Source organism: Saccharomonospora piscinae (genome assembly GCF_005862235.1).
In the GTDB taxonomy this organism is placed as follows: Bacteria; Actinomycetota; Actinomycetes; order Mycobacteriales; family Pseudonocardiaceae; genus Saccharomonospora; species Saccharomonospora piscinae.
Window position 1 is genome coordinate 412,040 of the sequence record NZ_VCEK01000002.1, and the last position, 19,074, is coordinate 431,113.

The 19,074-nt window shown below is 70.4% G+C and carries 18 protein-coding genes and 1 tRNA gene; 10 read left to right on the forward strand and 9 right to left on the reverse strand.

What is annotated here, in order from left to right:
- The first annotated feature begins 13 nt into the window (after positions 1-13).
- From FFT09_RS07575 to FFT09_RS07585, 3 genes are all read left to right on the forward strand, one after another.
- Positions 14-2,311, forward strand: coding sequence for a (Fe-S)-binding protein (locus FFT09_RS07575; protein WP_024877115.1), 2,298 nt, complete (start codon positions 14-16; stop codon positions 2,309-2,311).
- Between the two features lie 134 nt (positions 2,312-2,445).
- Positions 2,446-2,955, forward strand: a complete 510-nt coding sequence (locus FFT09_RS07580) for a DUF742 domain-containing protein (RefSeq protein ID WP_024877114.1) — start codon at positions 2,446-2,448, stop codon at positions 2,953-2,955.
- A 30-nt stretch (positions 2,956-2,985) separates the two neighbouring features.
- A complete protein-coding gene (locus tag FFT09_RS07585; protein ID WP_138382251.1) occupies positions 2,986-4,629 on the forward strand; it encodes an acyl-CoA dehydrogenase family protein in 1,644 nt (547 codons plus the stop codon).
- Here the strand turns inward: FFT09_RS07585 and FFT09_RS07590 are convergent.
- From FFT09_RS07590 to FFT09_RS07600, 3 genes are all read right to left on the reverse strand, one after another.
- Positions 4,623-5,402, reverse strand: coding sequence for a CAP domain-containing protein (locus FFT09_RS07590; protein WP_244231268.1), 780 nt, complete (start codon positions 5,400-5,402; stop codon positions 4,623-4,625). The two genes, FFT09_RS07585 and FFT09_RS07590, sit on opposite strands and share 7 nt — an antisense overlap.
- A gap of 90 nt (positions 5,403-5,492) precedes the next feature.
- Positions 5,493-6,077, reverse strand: a complete 585-nt coding sequence (gene dcd / locus FFT09_RS07595) for a dCTP deaminase (RefSeq protein ID WP_024877111.1) — start codon at positions 6,075-6,077, stop codon at positions 5,493-5,495.
- Between the two features lie 4 nt (positions 6,078-6,081).
- Positions 6,082-7,341 carry an oxygenase MpaB family protein gene (locus FFT09_RS07600; RefSeq protein WP_081192575.1) on the reverse strand — a complete coding sequence of 420 codons (1,260 nt, stop codon included), beginning with the start codon at positions 7,339-7,341 and terminating at the stop codon, positions 6,082-6,084.
- A 114-nt stretch (positions 7,342-7,455) separates the two neighbouring features.
- Here FFT09_RS07600 and FFT09_RS07605 point away from each other — a divergent pair.
- The 3 genes from FFT09_RS07605 to FFT09_RS07620 all read left to right on the forward strand — a co-directional run bounded on the left by FFT09_RS07605 (position 7,456) and on the right by FFT09_RS07620 (position 8,724).
- Positions 7,456-7,529: transfer RNA gene (locus tag FFT09_RS07605), tRNA-Gly, on the forward strand.
- Between the two features lie 118 nt (positions 7,530-7,647).
- Positions 7,648-7,992, forward strand: coding sequence for a VOC family protein (locus FFT09_RS07610; RefSeq protein WP_024877108.1), 345 nt, complete (start codon positions 7,648-7,650; stop codon positions 7,990-7,992).
- Positions 7,993-8,268: 276 nt separating this feature from the next.
- Positions 8,269-8,724, forward strand: coding sequence for a protein-tyrosine phosphatase family protein (locus FFT09_RS07620; RefSeq protein WP_138382252.1), 456 nt, complete (start codon positions 8,269-8,271; stop codon positions 8,722-8,724).
- A 110-nt stretch (positions 8,725-8,834) separates the two neighbouring features.
- Here the strand turns inward: FFT09_RS07620 and FFT09_RS07625 are convergent, their stop codons facing one another.
- Positions 8,835-9,359 (reverse strand): GNAT family N-acetyltransferase, encoded by a 525-nt coding sequence (locus tag FFT09_RS07625; RefSeq protein WP_138382253.1) that lies wholly within the window; start codon positions 9,357-9,359, stop codon positions 8,835-8,837.
- Positions 9,360-9,506: 147 nt separating this feature from the next.
- Entirely contained in the window at positions 9,507-9,845 is a 339-nt protein-coding gene (locus FFT09_RS07630) for an MmcQ/YjbR family DNA-binding protein (protein WP_208544383.1), read from the reverse strand.
- A 126-nt stretch (positions 9,846-9,971) separates the two neighbouring features.
- Between FFT09_RS07630 and FFT09_RS07635 the strand changes: the two genes are divergently transcribed.
- Positions 9,972-10,691, forward strand: a complete 720-nt coding sequence (locus tag FFT09_RS07635) for a VanZ family protein (RefSeq protein ID WP_138382254.1) — start codon at positions 9,972-9,974, stop codon at positions 10,689-10,691.
- A 120-nt stretch (positions 10,692-10,811) separates the two neighbouring features.
- Here the strand turns inward: FFT09_RS07635 and FFT09_RS07640 are convergent, their stop codons facing one another.
- Entirely contained in the window at positions 10,812-11,165 is a 354-nt protein-coding gene (locus FFT09_RS07640) for a VOC family protein (protein WP_138382255.1), read from the reverse strand.
- 164 nt (positions 11,166-11,329) lie between these two features.
- On the opposite strand from FFT09_RS07640, the gene FFT09_RS07645 reads away from it, so the two are divergent.
- The 3 genes from FFT09_RS07645 to FFT09_RS07655 all read left to right on the forward strand — a co-directional run bounded on the left by FFT09_RS07645 (position 11,330) and on the right by FFT09_RS07655 (position 14,512).
- A complete protein-coding gene (locus FFT09_RS07645) occupies positions 11,330-12,073 on the forward strand; it encodes a response regulator transcription factor (RefSeq protein WP_138382256.1) in 744 nt (247 codons plus the stop codon).
- Positions 12,074-12,255: 182 nt separating this feature from the next.
- Positions 12,256-14,100, forward strand: a complete 1,845-nt coding sequence (locus FFT09_RS07650; RefSeq protein ID WP_024877102.1) for an acyl-CoA dehydrogenase — start codon at positions 12,256-12,258, stop codon at positions 14,098-14,100.
- A gap of 136 nt (positions 14,101-14,236) precedes the next feature.
- Positions 14,237-14,512, forward strand: a complete 276-nt coding sequence (locus FFT09_RS07655; protein ID WP_081192593.1) for a GlsB/YeaQ/YmgE family stress response membrane protein — start codon at positions 14,237-14,239, stop codon at positions 14,510-14,512.
- A 155-nt stretch (positions 14,513-14,667) separates the two neighbouring features.
- On the opposite strand, the gene FFT09_RS07660 is transcribed toward FFT09_RS07655, so the two are convergent.
- The 3 genes from FFT09_RS07660 to FFT09_RS07670 are packed head-to-tail and all read right to left on the reverse strand — an operon-like array spanning position 14,668 to position 18,803.
- The gene (locus tag FFT09_RS07660) at positions 14,668-16,476 is read right to left on the reverse strand and encodes a VanW family protein (protein WP_138382257.1); all 1,809 of its coding nucleotides are present in this window, start codon (positions 16,474-16,476) and stop codon (positions 14,668-14,670) included.
- An 18-nt stretch (positions 16,477-16,494) separates the two neighbouring features.
- Entirely contained in the window at positions 16,495-16,848 is a 354-nt protein-coding gene (locus FFT09_RS07665) for a GroES family chaperonin (protein ID WP_024877099.1), read from the reverse strand.
- Positions 16,849-16,886: 38 nt separating this feature from the next.
- Positions 16,887-18,803 (reverse strand): NHL domain-containing thioredoxin family protein, encoded by a 1,917-nt coding sequence (locus FFT09_RS07670; RefSeq protein ID WP_208544398.1) that lies wholly within the window; start codon positions 18,801-18,803, stop codon positions 16,887-16,889.
- Positions 18,804-19,074: the final 271 nt, after the last annotated feature.

Below are 19,074 nucleotides of genomic sequence, written 5' to 3' on the forward strand. Positions count from 1 at the left end.
AAAGGCCCCGAACATGGGTGCACTGCAGATCACGATGGGTGTGATCGGCGTCGCCGTCAGCGTCGTCGCCTGGTACGTGTTCGCCGCCGGAGTGGCCCGCCAGGTCCGCATCATCCGGCTCGGCCAGCCCGACGCCACCCGCAACGGCCCGGTCGGCCCCCGCCTGCGCACCCTGGTCAAGGAGTTCGCGGCCCACACCCGGATGAACAAGTTCCGCTCCGTGGGCCCCTGGCACTGGCTGGTGATGTGGGGCTTCCTGCTCGGCTCGCTGTCCGTGTTCGAGGCCTACGGTGAGGTCTTCGTCCCGCACTTCACCTGGCCGATCATCGGCCACTGGAGCCTGTGGCAGCTCCTGCTCGAACTCCTCGGCCTCGGCACCGTCATCGGCGGCGTCGCGCTGGCGGTCATCCGTCAGCTCAACCACCCGCGCCGCGCCGACCGGCAGTCCCGCTTCGCCGGGTCGAACTTCGGGCAGGCGTACTTCGTCGAAGCCGTGGTGGTCATCGAGGGCCTCGGCATCCTCGGCGTCAAGGCGTTCAAGATCTCCAGCGGCATCGAGGACCCGCCCCTGTGGTCCAGCTTCGTGACCCAGCCGCTCGCCGCGCTGCTGCCCACCAGCACCGCCGCCGTCTCGGTCATGGCGCTGATCAAGCTCCTGTCGGCGATGATCTGGCTGCTGGTCGTCGGCCGCACGCTGACGATGGGCGTGGCCTGGCACCGGTTCAGCGCGTTCTTCAACATCTACTTCAAGCGCGAGGACGACGGCGACGTCGCGCTGGGCAAGCTCAAGCCCATGATGAGCGGCGGCAAGCCGCTCGACTTCGAGGAGGCCGACCCCGAAAAGGACGTGTTCGGCGCGGGCCAGGTCGAGGACTTCTCGTGGAAGGGCTGGCTCGACTTCTCCACCTGCACCGAGTGCGGTCGCTGCCAGTCGCAGTGCCCGGCGTGGAACACGGGCAAGCCGCTCTCGCCGAAGCTCCTCATCACCCAGCTGCGCGACCACGCCTACGCCAAGGCGCCGTACCTGCTCGCGGGCGGAAAGAAGGACGTCACCGGCGAGGAGGTCGGGCTCACCGAGGGCGACAACCCGTACGCCGGGATCGACGTGCTCGCGCTGGCCGAGGCCGAGCGCCCCCTCGTCGGCACGGGCGACGACGGCGCCGCCGCGGGCGTGATCGACCCCGAGGTGCTGTGGTCCTGCACCTCCTGCGGTGCCTGCGTCGAGCAGTGCCCGGTGGACATCGAGCACGTCGACCACATCGTCGACATGCGCCGCTACCAGGTCATGATCGAGTCGAACTTCCCGAGCGAGCTGAACGGGATGTTCAAGAACCTGGAGAACAAGGGCAATCCGTGGGGCCAGAACGCGCGGGACCGCCTCGCCTGGGCCGACGACCTCGACTTCGAGGTGCCCGTCTTCGACGGCGAGCTCGGCGACGCCGAGTACCTGTTCTGGGTGGGCTGCGCCGGAGCGTTCGAGGACCGCGCCAAGAAGACCACGCGCGCGGTGGCCGAGCTGCTGCACCTCGCGGACGTCAAGTACACGGTGCTCGGCCCCGAGGAGACCTGCACCGGCGACCCGGCACGGCGCGCGGGCAACGAGTTCGTCTTCCAGATGCTCGCCCAGCAGAACGTCGAGGTGCTGAACTCGGTGTTCGAGGGCGTCGAGACCGGCAAGCGCAAGATCGTGGTCACGTGCGCGCACTGCTTCAACACGCTGGCGAACGAGTACCCCGACCTGGGCGGCACCTACGAGGTGGTACACCACACCCAGCTGCTCAACCGGCTCGTCCGCGAGAAGCGGCTCACCCCGATGGCGCCGATCGCCGAGGACGTCACGTACCACGACCCGTGCTACCTGGGCAGGCACAACAAGGTGTACGAGCCGCCGCGTGAGCTGGTGGGTGCCTCCGGTGGATCGCTGCGCGAGATGCCGAGGCACGCCGAGCGGTCGATGTGCTGCGGCGCCGGTGGCGCCCGCATGTGGATGGAGGAGCGCATCGGCAAGCGGATCAACGTCGAGCGGGTGGACGAGGCGCTCGGCACCGCGCCCTCGAAGATCGCCACCGGATGCCCGTTCTGCCGCGTGATGCTCACCGACGGGGTCACCGCCCGCCAGAACGACGGTCAGGCGAGCGAGGACGTCGAGGTCGTCGACGTCGCCCAGCTGTTGCTCTCCGCGGTCAAGCGGGGACAGCCCGTGGCAGCCGGCGCCGCCTCCGGTGGCGAGGCCGAGGCGGACGGCCGCGCCGACGTTCCCACCGACGAGGTCGGAACTGGCACTGTGCAATCGGACGAGGACAAGCGGTGACGACCAGGCGGGATCGCGGGAAAAAAGGGCCCGATTCGGGGTTTTTTCGCCCTCGCGATCTCGCCTGAGACCCACCCTTCCGCGCTAGCATGACAACCTCGCGGACGACGGACAGGGCGAGGTCAAGGCGCAACATGCAGGGCGGAGATCGCGGTGGTACCCCGGACGACGGCGACGGCGACCAGGTACGCGACGAGGCCGACGGCTTCCCGTTCGCACGGTCGTCGCGGCGGCCCCGGCCCGAGCGGGTCGTGATGTCACCGCGTGACGCGTTCGCGGAAGGCGACGCGGACGGTCCCGCCGTCGACCGCCTCCGGGCGCGCCCGTACGTGCTGACCAAGGGCCGTACCCGTGCCCGCTCCGATCTGGCCGTCGAGACGCTCGTCTCCGCGGACCCGCAGGCCCAGTGGCAGCTGCACAAGTCCGGTTCGGAGTACCGCAAGCTGGGCACGCTGTGTTCCCATCCGGTCTCGGTGGCCGAGATCGCCGCCAACCTGGCGGTCCCGCTGGGTGTCGCCCGCGTGCTGATCAGCGACCTGGCCGACACCGGTTTCGTCCACGTCCACTCGGCGCCCGTCACCGTGGGCGGACGGCCGGACGAGGGGCTGATGCACCGCGTCCTCGAGGGCCTGCGCAGGCTCTGAGGAGCCCGTTCCCGCACGTGAGGAGCTTCGATGCCCCCGACCCACGAAGTCACCAACCAGGTCCCGCCGCTCGTCGGTCACGATGTCGCCGACGACCCCGCCCTGCTCGAAGGGCTGCGCCGGGAGGGTGCCGACTGGGCCGAGACCGAGCTGCGCGAACTCGGCGTCCTCGCCGGAGGTGAGCGGGCCCAGGAGTGGGGCAGGCTCGCCAACGAACACCCGCCCGTGTTGCGAACGCACGACCGCGTGGGACAGCGGATCGACGAGGTGGAGTTCCACCCGCACTGGCACGACCTCATGGCCGTGGCCGTCTCGCACGGCCTGCACGCGGCGCCGTGGCGGCAGGACCGGCCCGGCGCGCACGTGGCCCGTGCCGCCAAGTTCTACGTCTGGAGCCAGGTCGAGGCGGGCCACACCTGTCCGATCTCGATGACCTACTCGGCCGTTCCCGCCCTGCGCCACAGCCCCGGCCTTGCCGCGGAGTACGAGCCCCTGCTCGCCGCGCGGGACTACGACTTCGGTCTGCGGGTGCCCACGGCCAAGCGCGGCCTGATCGCGGGCATGTCGATGACCGAGAAGCAGGGCGGCTCCGACGTCCGCGCCAACACCACGCGCGCGGTCCCCGGCGGCGCTAACGGCACCGACGGCACCTACGTCCTCACCGGGCACAAGTGGTTCACCTCCGCTCCCATGTCCGACGTGTTCCTCACGCTCGCGCAGGCACCCGGCGGGCTGTCGTGTTTCCTGCTGCCGCGCGTGCTGCCCGACGGCACCCGCAACGCGCTGCACCTCCAGCGGTTGAAGGACAAGCTCGGCAACCGCTCCAACGCCTCGGCCGAGATCGAGTACGACGGTGCGATCGGCTGGCTCGTCGGCGAGGAGGGCCGGGGCGTGCGCACCATCATCGAGATGGTCAACAACACGCGGCTGGACTGCGTCATCGGTGGCGCGGCCGGGATGCGCCACGGCGCCGTGCGCGCCACGCACCACGCCACACACCGCCTCGCTTTCGGCGCCCCGCTGGTGCGCCAGCCGCTCATGACCAACGTGCTCGCCGACCTGACGGTGGAGGCCGAGGCCGCCACCACCGTCGCCCTGCGCCTCGCCGCCGCGGGCGACCGCGCCGAGCGGGGCGACGAGCAGGAGGCGGCGTTTCGCAGGCTGGCGCTCGCGGTGTCGAAGTACTGGGTGTGCAAGCGCGCTCCCGCCCACGCCGCCGAAGCCCTCGAATGCCTCGGCGGCAACGGCTACGTCGAGGAGTCGGGGATGCCCCGCCTGTTCCGCGAGTCCCCGCTGTCGTCCATCTGGGAGGGCTCGGGCAACGTGGCCGCCCTCGACACGCTGCGGGCGATGGCCAAATCGCCGGAATCGGTCGAGGCGTTCGCGGCTGAACTGCGCCTCGCCTCCGGAGCGGACCGGCGGCTCGACGACGCCGTGGCCGACGTGCTCCGCGACCTGGCCGACCCCGCCGACGCGGAGTTCCGAGCCCGCAGGCTCGTGGAGCGGCTGGCGCTGGTGTTGCAGGGCTCGCTGCTGGTGCGCCACGGCGACAAGGACGTGGCGGACGCCTTCTGCGCGTCACGGCTCGGCGGCGACTGGGGCGTCGCGTTCGGCACGCTGCCGCCCTCGGTGGCGGCCGAGGCCGTGGTGGACCGCGCCCGGCCTGCTCAGTAACCGAAGTTCTGTGTCCAGTACCAGCCGTCGGAGTTGACCCCGACCCCGATGGTCGAGATGTCGCAGTTGAGGATGTTGCGGCGGTGGCCGTCGGAGTTCATCCACGCCTCCATCACGGCGTCGGCACTGGCCATGCCCATCGCGATGTTCTCGGCGGCCGGGCTCGGGTACCCGGCGTCGGAGATCCGTTCGTCGAACGTCGTGCCGTCCTGCGAGGTGTGCGAGAGGTAACCGTGTTCGGCCATGTCGTCGCTGTGGGCCTGGGCCGAATCGCGCAGCCGGTGATCCGCGCGCACCGGGCCGCAACCAGCGTCGGCGCGCTCGGCGTTGACCAGCTCCACCACCGCGGCACCGGGTTCGGCGCCCACGGGCCCGGCTGGTTCCTCCGGCTCGGGTTCGGCGGGCTCGACGTGCTCGGCGGGCTCGGACTCGCCCGGCGTGGTGTCGTCGGGCTCGGAGGGCGGGGAGGTCGAGGAGTCCGTCGGCGGCTCCGGCGAGGAGGCCGTGTCGGGGGTGGCGCTCGTCGTGGTGCTCGGAGTGGCCGGTGGCGTTTCCTCGCTGCTGCCGGGGGTGGTCGAGGTGGTGTGCTCCGCACCCGCCACGCCCTCACTACCCAGCGGAGGGCGTACGTCGAGGTCGGACGAGTGTGCCAGCGTCGTGTCGTCCCGTGACGAATCGAGCCACAGCAGGTGACCTCCGGCAGCCGCGACCACACCGACGAGCAGACTGACCATCACCAGCAGTGATCGGACTCGCGAAGTCGGGGTGGACACAAGCCGGGAAGTTACCACCAAAGCGTGAGTTATTGAACCGTGACTTTTCTGTCAGTGCTTGCGAGGCTCGCGAGTGAGTGGTGGCGCTCGTCAGCGACGGGTGTCGACGCGGTCGAAGTTCTGGTAGGCGCGGCTCGGCGTCGGCCCGCGTTGTCCCTGGTACCGCGATCCGGCCTCCGGCGACCCGTACGGGAACTCGGCCGCGCTGGTGAGCTGGAACAGGCACAGCTGGCCGATCTTCATCCCGGGCCACAGGGTGATCGGCAGGTTCGCGACGTTCGACAGCTCCAGCGTGATGTGTCCCGAGAAGCCCGGGTCGATGAACCCCGCCGTCGAGTGCGTCAGCAACCCGAGCCGCCCCAGCGACGACTTGCCCTCCAGCCGCCCCGCGAGGTCGTCGGGCAACGTGAACACCTCGAACGTCGCGGCGAGCACGAACTCCCCCGGATGCAGCACGAACGGGTCGCCGTCGCCCTCCTTCTCCACGAGCGACGTCAGCTCGTCCTGGCGGAGCTGCGGGTCGATGTGCGTGTACTTGCTGTTGTCGAACACGCGGAAGAAGCGGTCGAGCCGCACGTCGATACTCGACGGCTGCACCATCGCAGGGTCGAACGGGTCCACCCCGAGCTGGCCCGATTCGAGCGCTTTGCGAAGGTCACGGTCACTCAACAGCACCGCTTCACCCTAACCGGCCAGCACCCGCCTCCTGACGCGGCGGGCTCGGCGCCGCCCGGTGGCGGGCGTAGGTCGGGTCGGGCGGCACGAGCCTGCCCAACTGCTCGGCGTAGCGCCTGCGCGCCACGGCACCGAGCCGCTCCTGCGCCCAGGTGGCCCCCGGCAACCTCCTGCGCACGGTCTCGGCGGCGAAGTTGCCCGCCGCGGCCGTGAGCACGGCAGCCTGCGCCACCGGGTCGTTCGGGATGCCGAGGAAGTCGGAGTTCGTCCGGCCGAGCACCAGCCTGCTGATGGAGCCGTGGACCCGCGCCGAGAGTTCGCCGAGCAGGCCACCCAGCGGGCCGTCGCCGCCGACCTCGGCGTGGGAGCGCAGCAGTGCCGCCGCGAGTCGTTGCGAGTCGGCGTCCGGCACGAACTCGGTGACGGCCAGCAACCACAGCAGCCGCCACGCATCGTCCTCGGTGGCGGGCAGCAGCTCGTCGTCCACGCCGACCAGCCAGCCCACATAACGCCACAGGTGCATGATGTCGGCGCGCTCGGTCTCCGAGTAGCGCACGCCGAGCACCCGCATGCCCATGACGTAGACCAGCGAGAACAACAGCAGCGTGCCCGCCGTCTGCACCTGGTTGATCGGGCGGTCCCACGACTCGTAATCCCAGTCGTCGCGGCTGTTCATCGCGGCCCGGACGTGCGCGTGAACGAGCCGCACCCGCAGCGCTGAGGCGTACCCGGTGGCGCCGACCCGCAGCGACCCGGGCGTGGTGACGTCGAGCCACCACTGCGTCGTCTCCACCAGCCTGCGCGCCGCCGCGTGCTCGATCGCCCCGGTTCCGACCAGCGGTTTCGTGGCACGCGACGCCAGGTAGCCGCCCATCAGGGCCATGTCGCCGAGCGGGAACAGGCTGAGCACGCCCGTCCGCACGATGGCGCGCGCACCGCGGTCGAGCCGCTGCGGATCGACCCAGTACGGCGTCGCCTCGACAGAGCGGAAGAAGTCGACCAGCTCGACGGGCGGATCGTCGAGGCTGTCGATGCCGTGCTCGGTGGCGCGGTCGAACAACGCGCGCCCCTCGCCGCGCGGCAACCGGCGCTCCATCGCGACCACCGCGTCGGCGAGCGGGTCCTCCGCCTGCGCGAACTCGCGCAGGCGTCGCCGCTGCCGCTCGGTACCCCGGATGTCGCCGGGTGCGAAAAGGCGCGTGGCGACCCGGAATCCGCCCTCCCGCAGCAGCTCGGGATCCGGCAACCGCTCGTCGGCCGTCATGACAATGAGTGTTGTCACTTTGCGGTGCGACCGTCAAGGGGCGCGCGGCGCGGGCGAGGAGTCGGGCACCCGCTTGCGGAGGCGAGATCGCCCCGGTGTAGGCTGTGTGCCGCTGCGGATGTAGTTCAATGGTAGAACATCAGCTTCCCAAGCTGAGAACGCGGGTTCGATTCCCGTCATCCGCTCCAAGAAGAAACCCCCAGGTCAGACGGCTCGATCTCGTCGAACTGGGGGTTTCGCTGTAGCAAGGGCCGCACTGACGACTCGCGCCCGTAAGCCATTTCGCGGCGCTGCTACGGTCGGCTCATGGCTCCGATGCTGTTCGCCGGAATCGCCGTCCGTGACCACGCTGCTGCGGTGCCCTGGTACGAGAAGTTCTTCGGCCGTCCGGCGTCGTTCGAGGCCACCGAAACAGAATCGGTATGGGGCCTCGCGGAGCACGGCTGGGTGTACGTCGTCGAACGCCCGGCGGACGCGGGACACGCTCTGCTCACGATCATGGTCGACGACCTCGACGCCACGGTGGCGGATGTCGGTGACCGTGGCATCAAGCCGGAACGCCGCGAAAGCTACGACAACGGTGCTCGCAAGGTGCTTTACCAGGACCCGGACGGTAACGAGATCTCGTACGCCTGGGCCCCGAGGGACTGATCCCGGAAACCGCCGTGTCCGCATTTCCCGTAGCCGTGTCCGCAGGTTGAGTAGTCGTGTCCGCAGCCCACGTAGTCGTGTTTGCAGTTCTCGTAGGCAGCTTGTGTACGACGTGCCGGACGGTACGGTGCTAGATCGGGTCGAGCTGCACGACTCCCCGCTGAGTGAGGGCGTGTCCGTCACGCTTCGTTGACGCTCCACGTCGTGTCCGCAGTTCCCGTAGCCGTGTTTGCCTCGCACGGTGCGGACACGGGGGTTCACTGGATAATCGGCAGCGTGTCCGACGTCCGGTTGGCTGGAGCGACGCGGCTTCCCGACGGTGTGTGGGTGCGGGGGCGCGGCCTACGCCACCCGCTGGCTGACGGCGCCGCCCCCGACTACGGCCTGTACCTCGGAGGACACGGACTGCGGGCCCGGCACGAGTCGTCGCTGACCTGGCCACACGACTGGGTGTTCTGGCGCGACGGGCTACTGCCGGCGGACTGGCCGGCGACGGCGGACCGGCTGCTGGAGGCACACGCCCGCGCTCGCGCGGGCCAGGCCGTGGAGTTCGCCTGCCACGGCGGGCTCGGCCGCACCGGCACGGCCATCGCGTGCCTGGCCACGCTGAGCGGTCTGTCCCCGCGCGCGGCGGTGCGGTGGACCCGCGAGAACTACCACCGCAGCGCGGTGGAGGTTCCGTGGCAACGTCGTTACGTCTCGTGGTTCGCCCGCCATACCGCGAGCACCTGAGGCGACGGCCGTCACTCGCCCGTCTCACGCAGGAACGACGATGCTCGCAAGGTGATCTACAAGAACCGGACGGTAACGAGATCTCCTACACCTGGGCCCCGAGGGACTGATCACCGAAGCTCGCCCTCCAGCAGGCTCATGAGAATCATGTCGTGCCAGCGACCCTGACCTCGGAACGCGTCGCGATGCCTGCCGTCGTGACGGAACCCCACCTTCTCGTACACGCGCACCGCCGCGTCGTTGTCCGCCACCACCCACAAGGCGATGGAGTGCAGGCGCATGGCGTCGAAGCCGTAACGACACAAGGTGCGCATTGCATCAGTGCCATAGCCGCGGCCCCACTGGTCCTTTTCCCCGAGATAGAAATCGACCTCCGCTCGCGCGGTTTCCGGCGTCGCATCTCGTAGGGTCGCGGCACCGATAAGCTGCCGCGTTACGCGCGTCTCCACCCCGAGGACGACCTTCGAGTACGTGTTCACCTGACGCTCGGCGAATCGCGCACGAATCTGTGCTAATGATTCGTCATAGTCGAAAGCCAGCCAACGCACCACGTCACGGTCGTTGTGCCACCGATGAAATGTATCAGCGTCTCCCGGCTCCAGCGGACGCAACACCACGTGTTCCCCAGTGAGCATCCCCCCATCCTGCTCGGCCGAGCGACACGGGTCGAGCCGGAAGGGCATTTTCCGAAGCATCGTGTCCTCAGTTCCCGTAGTCGTGTCTGCCTCGCACGGTGCGAACACGGCTACGCAGGCTGCGGACACGGCTGGACGCGACGGCCGTCACTCGCCTGCCTCGCGCAGGACCCGCGCGGGCGCCCTGCGCCGCCACGCCGCGTCGACGAGTTCGGCCAACTCGTCCGGCTCGACCACGTCGAGATCGACGAGGATCGCGCCGTACCCGTCGTAGTGGGGCGTGGTGTGAAAGGCGGGACCGCCTGAGGCGAGTAGCGCCTCCTTCTCGTCCAGCCCACACATCAGCACCAACCAGCCCTCGGCCTCGGTGCGCAACCGGGCGAACGTCTTGTCCGCGACTTTCAGCGCGGGGGTCCGGTAGGAGGTCGACACGCGGACGCCGGGGCGTCGTGTCGCGAGCCGCACCACGTCATCCCAACTCGGCATGCTCCGATCGTCGCAAGCTCGCGCCGGTGGTGCGCGCCGGCCATCGGCCGGACGGCCGACTCGGCCTCCACACGGTGTCCGCTCGACCGAGGTGGCGAAACCCCGCCGGGTTCTAGCGTCAGGATCATGACGACGGCCCAGGTAACTGCCTTGACGTCCGGGATGCTCGTGTTCGCCGTGGTGTGGGCGGTGGTGCTGGTCCCGCAGGTGCTCGACCACCTCGCCCGCTTCGGCCGGGTGGAGGCCCGGCGGGTGGCGACGACCGCCGCTGTCACGCTGTACGCCTGCCTCGCGGTGGCGGTGGTGTTGCTGCCGCTGCCCACGCCGGGCGAGGCCCGGCTGACACAGCTCGTGCAGCCGGTGCCGTTCCAGTGGGTCGCCGACGTGGGCACGGAACTGGACCGGTACGCCTCACCGACACTGTTCGCGCCGTTGACGCAGACGTTCCAGCAGTTCTCGATGAACGTGCTGCTGTTCGTGCCGCTCGGCGTGATCGTGCTGGCGCTGTGGCGGCGGGGCGCTCGGTTCGCGACGCTGTCCGGCCTGGGCCTGTCGCTGCTGGTGGAGATCACGCAGCTCACCGCCAACTTCGGCACCGCGCCCTACGCCTACCGCATCTTCGACGTCGACGACCTCATGGCCAACACAGCCGGGGCCGCGTTGGGCTGGCTGGCCGCCCGCCTGTTCGTCGTTCTGCGGCGGCTCAGGGCGACGAACGCCGCAGCACCGGAGCGGCGGACACGGCCTCTGCCTCACCCAACCGCACCAGGCGTTCCCGGCGCTGCCGTTCCCGCCTGCGCCCGGCACGCTGGTCCTCGTACACCACCGTCGCCGCCGCGGCGATGAGCAGGATCACCACTCCGCCGAAGACCAGAGCCAGTTGCACGCCATCCCCCTTGATGCCGTTGTGTGTGGCCCGTCACAGCCTAGGGGTTCGTGGCGTGGAACACGAGTCCGCCACGGGTCTCACGGCGCGGGAAGCACGCAGAACTCGTTGCCCTCTGGGTCGGCCAAGACGACCCAGGGATGACGCTCGTCGTTCGCAAGTATCCGTGCGCCCAGGCCGACGAGCCGCTCGACCTCGACATCCCGGCCACCCTCGGCGGGGGCGATGTCCAGGTGCAGCCGGTTCTTACCCGACTTGGGTTCGGGCACGGGCTGGAACACCAGCGTCGGATCGCCGGGCAGCTCGACGTAGGTGAGATCGTCGGCCTCCGGCCACCGCCGGGGCGGCGCCGTGCCCAGCACGCGCCGCCAGAAGTCGGCGAGCGACTCGGCGTCGGCGCAATCGACAGTGACGGCGAGAACACGGGCAGGCATACCCGCGAAAATACCCGGAGGAGACCGCGCCCACTCCTGAGCACCACTTAGCTCTACTCGGTGTAACTCGTGTGGTTCGGTGTAACCAGTTCAGCTCAGCGGGAATACCCCGTCCAGGGGAGTGACGGGCTGGCATCAGCCGGGCCGCGCGGAGGGAGGACGGGATGGCACAGAGCACACCAGGCATCGACAGGTCGACCCACACGGTGACCGTGGCCGCGCTGGACTCGGTGCCGGTCTTCCGCGAGGGGCTCAGCATGGTGGTCAACCGCACTCCGGGGCTGCGCTGGGGCGGACACGCCTCCAGCCACCACGCCGGCATTCAGATGTGCGAGCAGCTGCGGCCCGATGTCGTGATCCTCGATTCGGCACTCGATCCGCACGGCCACCTGACCCGCGTGCTCGCGGAGAACCACCCGATGCTGGTGATCGTGGTGCTGGTCGGCGAGGGGCAGCGCACCCCGAACTACCTGGCCACGGTGCTGGCGGCGGGGGCGCACGGCGCGCTTCCCCGCTCGGCGGAGGCTCGCCAGCTCACCGACGGTCTGCGTCGCGCGTTCGTGGAACGCCGCTTCACCGATCCCGCACTCGCCGCACTGGTGCCCGCGCCGCGAGCCGGTGACGCGGCGGCGGGCGAGTACCGGCCGCAGATGCCGTTGTCCCGGCGCGAGTACCAGGTGTTGCAGCTGATCGCCGAGGGCCTGGAGAACTCCGCGGTGGCCGACACCCTGTTCCTGTCGGTGGAGACGGTGCGCACGCACGTCAAGAGCATCCTGCGCAAGCTCTCCGCCCGGGACCGCACCCACGCGGTGACGAAGGCCTTCCGCTCGGGACTGCTCGTCGTCACGCCGGTGAACCACGCCCAGGCCACGCCGAGTCCCACGCCGCGCCCCACGCCGCGGCCCTGACTGGGCCGGCCCAGCGAATCTCGCGTCACAGTCCCGCCACGACACTCGCCTGCGGTTACCCATTGGTAGTATCCTGATGTTACCGGTCAGTAGGGCAGGGTGTGGCGATGCCGACCGCGCGTCCTGTCGGCGACAGGAGTGCCCAGCCGGAGTGCCGAACAACGCGTGTACGGAGTGACGACATGGGCCACTACAAGAGCAACGTCCGAGACCTGGAGTTCAACCTCTTCGAGGTACTCGGCGTGCAGGAACGCCTCGGCAGCGGGGTGCTCGCGGAATCCGACGAGCAGACCGCGCGGGGAGTGCTGACCGAGCTGAACAACCTCGCCGTCGGCCCGCTCGCCGAGTCGTTCGTCGACGCCGACCGCAACCCGCCCGTCTACGACCCGAAGACGTTCTCCGCGACCCTGCCGGAGTCGTTCAAGAAGAGCTACCAGGCGCTGTGGGACGGCGAGTGGTGGAGGGTCGGCCTCACCAACAACCTCGGCGGCTTCGGCCTGCCCCCCACGGTGCAGTGGGCGGCCGCCGAGCTGATGCTCGGCGCCAACCCCGCGCTGTACATGTACCTGGCGGGACCGAGCTTCGCCATGATCCTCGACCGCAACGGCACCGAGGAGCAGCAGCGCTGGGCTCAGCTCATGATCGACCGCGCGTGGGGCGCCACCATGGTCCTCACCGAGCCCGACGCGGGCTCCGACGTCGGCGCGGGCCGCGCCAAGGCCGTTCAGCAGGACGACGGCTCGTGGCACATCGAGGGCGTCAAGCGGTTCATCACCTCGGGTGACCAGGACATGACCGAGAACATCATGCACCTGGTGCTCGCCCGTCCCGAGGGAGCCGGCATCGAGGCCAAGCCCGGCACCAAGGGCCTGTCCCTGTTCCTGGTGCCGAAGTTCCACTTCGACACCAACACCGGTGAGCCGGGCGAGCGCAACGGCGCCTTCGTGACGAACGTCGAGCACAAGATGGGCCTGAAGGCGTCCACCACCTGCGAGCTCACGTTCGGCCAGCACGGCACCCCGGCCAAGGGCTGGCTGCTCGGCGAGGTGCACGACGGCATCGCGCAGATGTTCCAGGTCATCGAGTACGCCCGCATGATGGTGGGCACGAAGGCCATCGCGACGCTGTCCACCGGCTACCTCAACGCGCTGGAGTACGCCAAGGAGCGCGTGCAGGGCCCGGACCTCACCAAGCAGACCGACAAGACCGCGCCGCGCGTGACCATCACCCACCACCCGGACGTGCGCCGGTCGCTGATGCTCCAGAAGGCGTACGCCGAGGGCCTGCGCGCCGTCTACCTCTACACGGCGTCGTTCCAGGACCAGGTGTGGACGCAGGAGGGCGACGCCGAGTCGATCAAACTTGCCGAGCGCGTCAACGACCTGCTCCTGCCGATCGTCAAGGGTGTCGGGTCCGAGCGGGCCACCGAGCAGCTCGTGCAGTCGTTGCAGACGCTCGGCGGGTCCGGGTTCCTCCAGGACTACCCGATCGAGCAGTACATCCGTGACGCGAAGATCGACTCGCTGTACGAGGGCACCACCGCCATCCAGTCGATGGACTTCTTCTTCCGCAAGATCGTCCGCGACAAGGGCACGGCGCTGGCGCACGTGGCAGGCGAGATCGTGTCCTTCATCGAGTCCGAGGCGGGCAACGGCAGGCTCAAGAACGAGCGTGCGCTGCTCAAGCAGGCGCTCGACGACGTGCAGGGCATGGTCGGCGCACTCATCGGCCAGCTCACCTCGGCGCAGGAGGACGTCACCAACGTCTACAAGGTCGGCCAGCACACGGTGCGGCTGCTCATGTCGACCGGCGACCTCCTCGTCGGCTGGCAGCTGCTCAAGCAGGCCGAGATCGCGCTGGCCAAGCTCGACGGCGGCGCCTCCGCCAAGGACGTGCCGTTCTACCAGGGCAAACTCGCTGTCGCGTCCTTCTTCGCCAAGACCGTGCTGCCGGAGCTCTCCGCGCGGCGCGCCATCGTCGAGGCGGCCGACAACGACCTGATGGAGGTCGACGAGGCGGCGTTCTGATCGCGTCGCCACTCATCGGGGGCCACCGTCCGCGCGCGTCGCGCGGGAGGTGGCCCCCGGTGTTCATACGGTTGACGATCGGCGAACTGGGTACCCCGATCGGGTCAACGACCCCGGCGCTGAAGGAGCGCACAGCATGGCGATTTCGGGCATTATCTCCGCGATCCTCGTGGGCTTGGTACTCGGCGCGCTGGCACGGCTGGTCTTGCCGGGCAAGCAGGGAATCCCGATCTGGCTCACCATCCTCGTCGGCATCGCGGCAGCGTTCGTCGGCACGGCGATCGCCAGGGGGCTCGGCTACGCCGACACCGACGGCTGGGACTGGCTGGAGTTCATCACCCAGCTCGTCGTGGCCGCGATCGGGGTCTCGCTCGCCGCGGGGATCTACCCGCGCAAGCGCCTCAAGGCGTAGCGAGTTCGCGGCAGACTCGCCCACGGTGCCGTCGTGACGGTGGTGCCGTGGGCGATGTCGTGCGTGGGCCTACGTGAGGTGCGGACACAGCTACGTGGGCTGCGGACACGACTACGCAGCCTGCGGACACGGCTACGTGGGCTGCGGACACGGCGTCAGCACGGGGTGGCTTCGGCCAGGGCGTAGGTCGTCGTGGTGGTGTCCGTGCGCGGGGCACCGCCACCGTGCCGGGGGTGCCGCACCCGCGTGGTGGTGACGGCGGCGGAATCGCCGTCCCGTTCACAACGGGTGTCGATGTCCACGTCGTAGGAGCGGGTGCCCCACAGCGTGACGGTCACCTCCGAGGCCGTCACCGCCGCCCGCACGGCCAGCGCCGTCGCGGTGTCGTTGGTGAACGCGAACTCGGCGGGTGAGCCGTTGACGCCCGCCGAGACCGCGTCGAGTCCCGGCGGGTAACGCCCGAGGTAGCGCTGATGCGGGGTGCGTTCCACGACAGGCAGACCGGCGCTGTACACCGCGGCGTACAGCGTTGAGGTGAGCTGAGAGACCCCACCGCCGAGCACGCGGGGACCCGTCCCGTCCTCGTACAGCGGGGCGCGGCCGTAGCCGCGTGAGGCGGTGCGGGGGCCGGTGTGCCGGTCCAGCCGGAACGTCTCGCCCGGACGCACCACGGTGCCGTGTACCGCGGCGGCCATGCCACGCAGGTTCGACAGGACGTCCGGCGAGTGCCCGAGGGTGGTGGCGGTCGCGACCACCTCGCGGACACCCAGCGCCCGCACCTCGTCGGTGGTCACGGACGGCTCCACGGGGTCGTAGCGCACCGGCACCTCTCGCCTGCCCTCCGGGGCGGTGACCACGGCCTCGGTGAACCCGGCGAACGTGCGCTCCCACGCGATGGTCGTACCGCGCACCGAGGGCACGACCACCGGGACACCGCCCCGGAACACCAGGTCGGCGTCCCGGGCGGGACGTCTCGTGCGCAGCAGTTCGGTGCTCGCCGCCGTGCGCAGCACCGCGTGGTTCAGAGTCACGTCGAGCCGGGCGCCCTCGGGCCGCTCGGCGTCCCCGACGATGTGGAACTCCATGGCCCTGCCGAGGTCGTCCGGCAGCAGCACGGCGTCCCGGCCGTCACCGCGCAGCAGCACCGGGCCCGCGAGCAGGGGCCGGACGGTGGAGTCCAGCGTCGAATGCACGGCTTGCGCCGTCAGCCGAGGCCGCAGCACCTCGACCGGAATCTCGACCCGCCCCGGCTGCGGCCAGCGCGCCACGATCGCCGACACGGCGGCCTCCACGTCACTCACCCGCGCGCCCGCCCTCGGCTCGATCAGGTGTGCTTCCACCGCCCCCGCGTCACCGCTTTCCCCGGACTCCACGGGGCGCAGCCCGATACCGCCCTCGACAGCGGGCCGGTTCACGTGCCGCTGGGCCACCTCCCGCACCGCCGTGCGCAGGGCATATCCGTCGATGACCGGCACCGGTTCGACCTCGCGCCGACCGAACAGCGCGCCGAGGCGGGCCCACGGCTTCCAGGGCTGGCCCCCGGCATGTTCGACGGTGGCCGCCCAGTCGATGTGCAGCCCCGCGGTCGTGGGATCGAGCGGTGTCACCACCTCGCCCGCCCGCAGCTCCAGTGGCCGGGACACGCGCGGCCCCAGCTCCCGCCGCAACACCCGCTCGGCCTCGGCCGCGTCGAGGCCGCCGATGTCGACCCCGGACACCGTGACGCCACGCGGGACGTCACCGATGCTGGTGAACAGATCCACCACATATGCCACCGTCAGCAGCGCGGTCAGCGCTCCGAGCACGAGCAGCAGGTTGCCCACCCGCCGTTTCGTGCGCTGGGTGCGCCGGTCCTGGGGGACTGCGGGCAGAGTGTCCTGTGTGCTCCGCGGCGCCCCCGGCCGGAGGAGTTCCTCGGCGAAGCGGCGCTCGGCGGTGTCGTCCACGTTGTCGGAACCACCCACCGGCGCCCTCCCGCGTGCCTACAGGTACAGGCCCGTGCCGTGCTCCGTCCGCTCGCTGGCCACCGCGTGCACGTCGCGTTCCCGCATCACGAGGTACGCATCGCCCTGGATCTCGACCTCGAGTGGTTCCTCCGCGTTGAACAACACGCGGTCGCCGACCTTGACGTTGCGCACGTTGTTGCCCACTCCGAGCACGTTGCCCCAGGACAGGCGCCGGGCGACCTGGGCGGTCGCCGGGATCACGATGCCCCCGGTGCTACGCCGCTCGCCGTCGGACGACGGCATGCGCACGAGCACCCGATCGTGCAGCATCTGGATCTCGAGCTTCGCGTCCGACGTGAGTGGACTGTTGGGTTCTGACACGGGATTCATGCTACGTCGCGGGAACGGACCGGATCTCGGCCGCGTGCCTACTCGGCCGGAGTTCCCGCCATGACGAGCGGCAATCCTCGGTCACCCTCGGATTCGAGCGATACGGGCACACCCCAGTCCTGGCGGGTGACGCGGCAGACCGGGTGCTCGGCGTCGGAGGCACAGCTCGCGGCCTGCGCGACGACCTGCACCACGCCACCCTCGACACCCTCGGCGAGGGTCAGGGTGCGCTCCAGGTCGGTGCCCACCCCGCCGCCGTCCACCAGCAGTTCGGGCGGCGAGGCACTGACCTCGAGCCGCGTGGAGGGGCCGTACCGGTCGTCGAGCTTCTCGCCCGGCGGCGGCACGAACGTCACCGTCAGCCGCACCTGCCCCGGCGCGAGCACGGTGGCGGGCCTGCTGACCGCGAGCTCGTCGCCGTCGACGACGGCACCGACGTCACCACCGGCCGCCTCCGCGCGGTCGGCTTCGGCCACGCCGCCGTCGTGCAGCGCACGCAACCGGTGGGCCGCCGACTCCACGACCAGCACTCCACCGTCGGTCACGACGAGACCGGTGGGCTCGGCCAGTCCCTGCCGCAGCGTCGTCACCGTGCCCTCGGCCGGGTCGAAGCGGCGGACGGCGCCGTTGTAGGTGTCGGCCACGGCCACGGCACCGTCCGGCAGGACCGTGACGTCCACCGGATGCTGGAACAGCGCCCGGTCGGCTGGCCCGTCGCGGTGGCCGAAGGTGAACAGGTCGTGGCCCACCGCCGTGCGGACCTGGAACCCGCCCGAATCGCCGTCGGGTTCGAGGTAACGCAGGGCCGAGGTCTCCGCGTCGACGAGCCACAACCGCTCGCCCGCCACGGCGAGGCCGGAGGTCTGGGCGAAGAACGCCTCACCGGCCTGCCCGTCGCGCAGTCCCTCCACGGTGGTGCCCGCGAACCGCGAGATCGTGCCGGCCACGGGGTCGAACACGCTCAACGTGTGGTTGCCCGCCATCGCGACGATCACGCCACCCGCCGCATCCCACCACCGCGCGTCCCACGGACTGGTGAGGTCCACGTCCAGCGCGGGGCCCGAATGCTCGCCGTCCCGCCACTGCCGCCCGGTCCCGGCCACGGTGCGCACGGCGCCGGTGCGGAGGTCGATGCCCCTGAGCAGGTGGTTGGCGGTGTCGGCGACGAGCAGGTGGTAACCCACCCGCTCGGCGACGTGGGTGGGCAGCAGCGTCAGCCCGGAAGGCTCGGCGAAGCTCGCCACGTCGAAGGCACCGTCGGCGGCGCCGCGCGTGCCGTCGCCGAAGCGGCGCAGCAGCGTCTCGGCGTCGGAGGCGAACTCCGCGACGGAGTGCCGGGCGGTGTCGGCCACCAGCACCCGCCCCTCGGCCGTGACCACGGCCTTGGAGGGAAAGTGCAACGGCGCGTCCTCGGCGGTCTCGGCGGTCTCGGCGGTCTCGGCGGTCTCGGCGGTCTTGTCGCCGTCGGCGGGGTCCGCCGCGGTGCGGTCCAGCGCACCCCGCCGCAGCGTTCCCGCGCTCTCGTGCGTCGCCACCAGCTCCGCGATGACCCGGCGCAGAGCCTCGCCGTGGCCCTCACCGGCGGCGACGTGGACGACGTAGCCCTCGGGGTCCACGAGCACCAGCGTCGGCCACGCCTTCACGGCGTACTGCTGCCACAGGGCCATCTCCGGGTCACTCACCACGGGATGCCGTACGTCGTAGCGGGCCACGGCGGCGGTCACCGAGTCGCGGCCGCCCTCGTGGGCGAACTTCGGCGAATGCACCCCCACGGTCACGAGCACGTCGTGGAACTCGTCCTCCAGCGGACGCAGCTCGTCGAGGACGTGCAGGCAGTTGACGCAGCCGGACGTCCAGAAGTCCAGCAGCACGATCTTGCCGCGCAGACCGGCCAGCGTCAGCGGCGCGCCCCCGGTGTTCCACCAGGCGTCGCCGGTCAGCTCGGGTGCGCGCACGCGGGCGCGGGGTTTCGACTGCTCAACACTCACGATCGAAGTGAACAACACGGGGTGGCCGGGTCTTCCGCGGGGTGGCCCGCCGGAGTCGATCGTCACGATGACGTCGCAGGGGTTTGGATTGTCGCCGACGCTCTCGCCGCTGATCGGGGCGGGGAACGCTGGTAGCAGGCCGTCCCACCTCAGCGGGCTCGCGTCGGGCCTCCCGCGGGTTCGGTGAGGGTCACCGTCGGACTCGTCGACGGTGACTGGGGTGAGCTGGACGGCACCG

What these genes read in the sequence shown, in the direction of transcription:
- FFT09_RS07665 (WP_024877099.1), bottom strand. Translation starts at nt 16,848, where the DNA reads ATGAATCCCGTGTCAGAACCCAACAGTCCACTCACGTCGGACGCGAAG.
- FFT09_RS07585 (WP_138382251.1), top strand. Translation starts at nt 2,986, where the DNA reads ATGCCCCCGACCCACGAAGTCACCAACCAGGTCCCGCCGCTCGTCGGT.
- FFT09_RS07645 (WP_138382256.1), top strand. Translation starts at nt 11,330, where the DNA reads ATGGCACAGAGCACACCAGGCATCGACAGGTCGACCCACACGGTGACC.
- FFT09_RS07650 (WP_024877102.1), top strand. Translation starts at nt 12,256, where the DNA reads ATGGGCCACTACAAGAGCAACGTCCGAGACCTGGAGTTCAACCTCTTC.
- FFT09_RS07610 (WP_024877108.1), top strand. Translation starts at nt 7,648, where the DNA reads ATGGCTCCGATGCTGTTCGCCGGAATCGCCGTCCGTGACCACGCTGCT.
- FFT09_RS07640 (WP_138382255.1), bottom strand. Translation starts at nt 11,165, where the DNA reads ATGCCTGCCCGTGTTCTCGCCGTCACTGTCGATTGCGCCGACGCCGAG.
- FFT09_RS07635 (WP_138382254.1), top strand. Translation starts at nt 9,972, where the DNA reads ATGACGACGGCCCAGGTAACTGCCTTGACGTCCGGGATGCTCGTGTTC.
- FFT09_RS07580 (WP_024877114.1), top strand. Translation starts at nt 2,446, where the DNA reads ATGCAGGGCGGAGATCGCGGTGGTACCCCGGACGACGGCGACGGCGAC.
- FFT09_RS07655 (WP_081192593.1), top strand. Translation starts at nt 14,237, where the DNA reads ATGGCGATTTCGGGCATTATCTCCGCGATCCTCGTGGGCTTGGTACTC.
- FFT09_RS07625 (WP_138382253.1), bottom strand. Translation starts at nt 9,359, where the DNA reads ATGCTCACTGGGGAACACGTGGTGTTGCGTCCGCTGGAGCCGGGAGAC.
- FFT09_RS07575 (WP_024877115.1), top strand. Translation starts at nt 14, where the DNA reads ATGGGTGCACTGCAGATCACGATGGGTGTGATCGGCGTCGCCGTCAGC.
- FFT09_RS07630 (WP_208544383.1), bottom strand. Translation starts at nt 9,845, where the DNA reads ATGCCGAGTTGGGATGACGTGGTGCGGCTCGCGACACGACGCCCCGGC.
- FFT09_RS07600 (WP_081192575.1), bottom strand. Translation starts at nt 7,341, where the DNA reads ATGACGGCCGACGAGCGGTTGCCGGATCCCGAGCTGCTGCGGGAGGGC.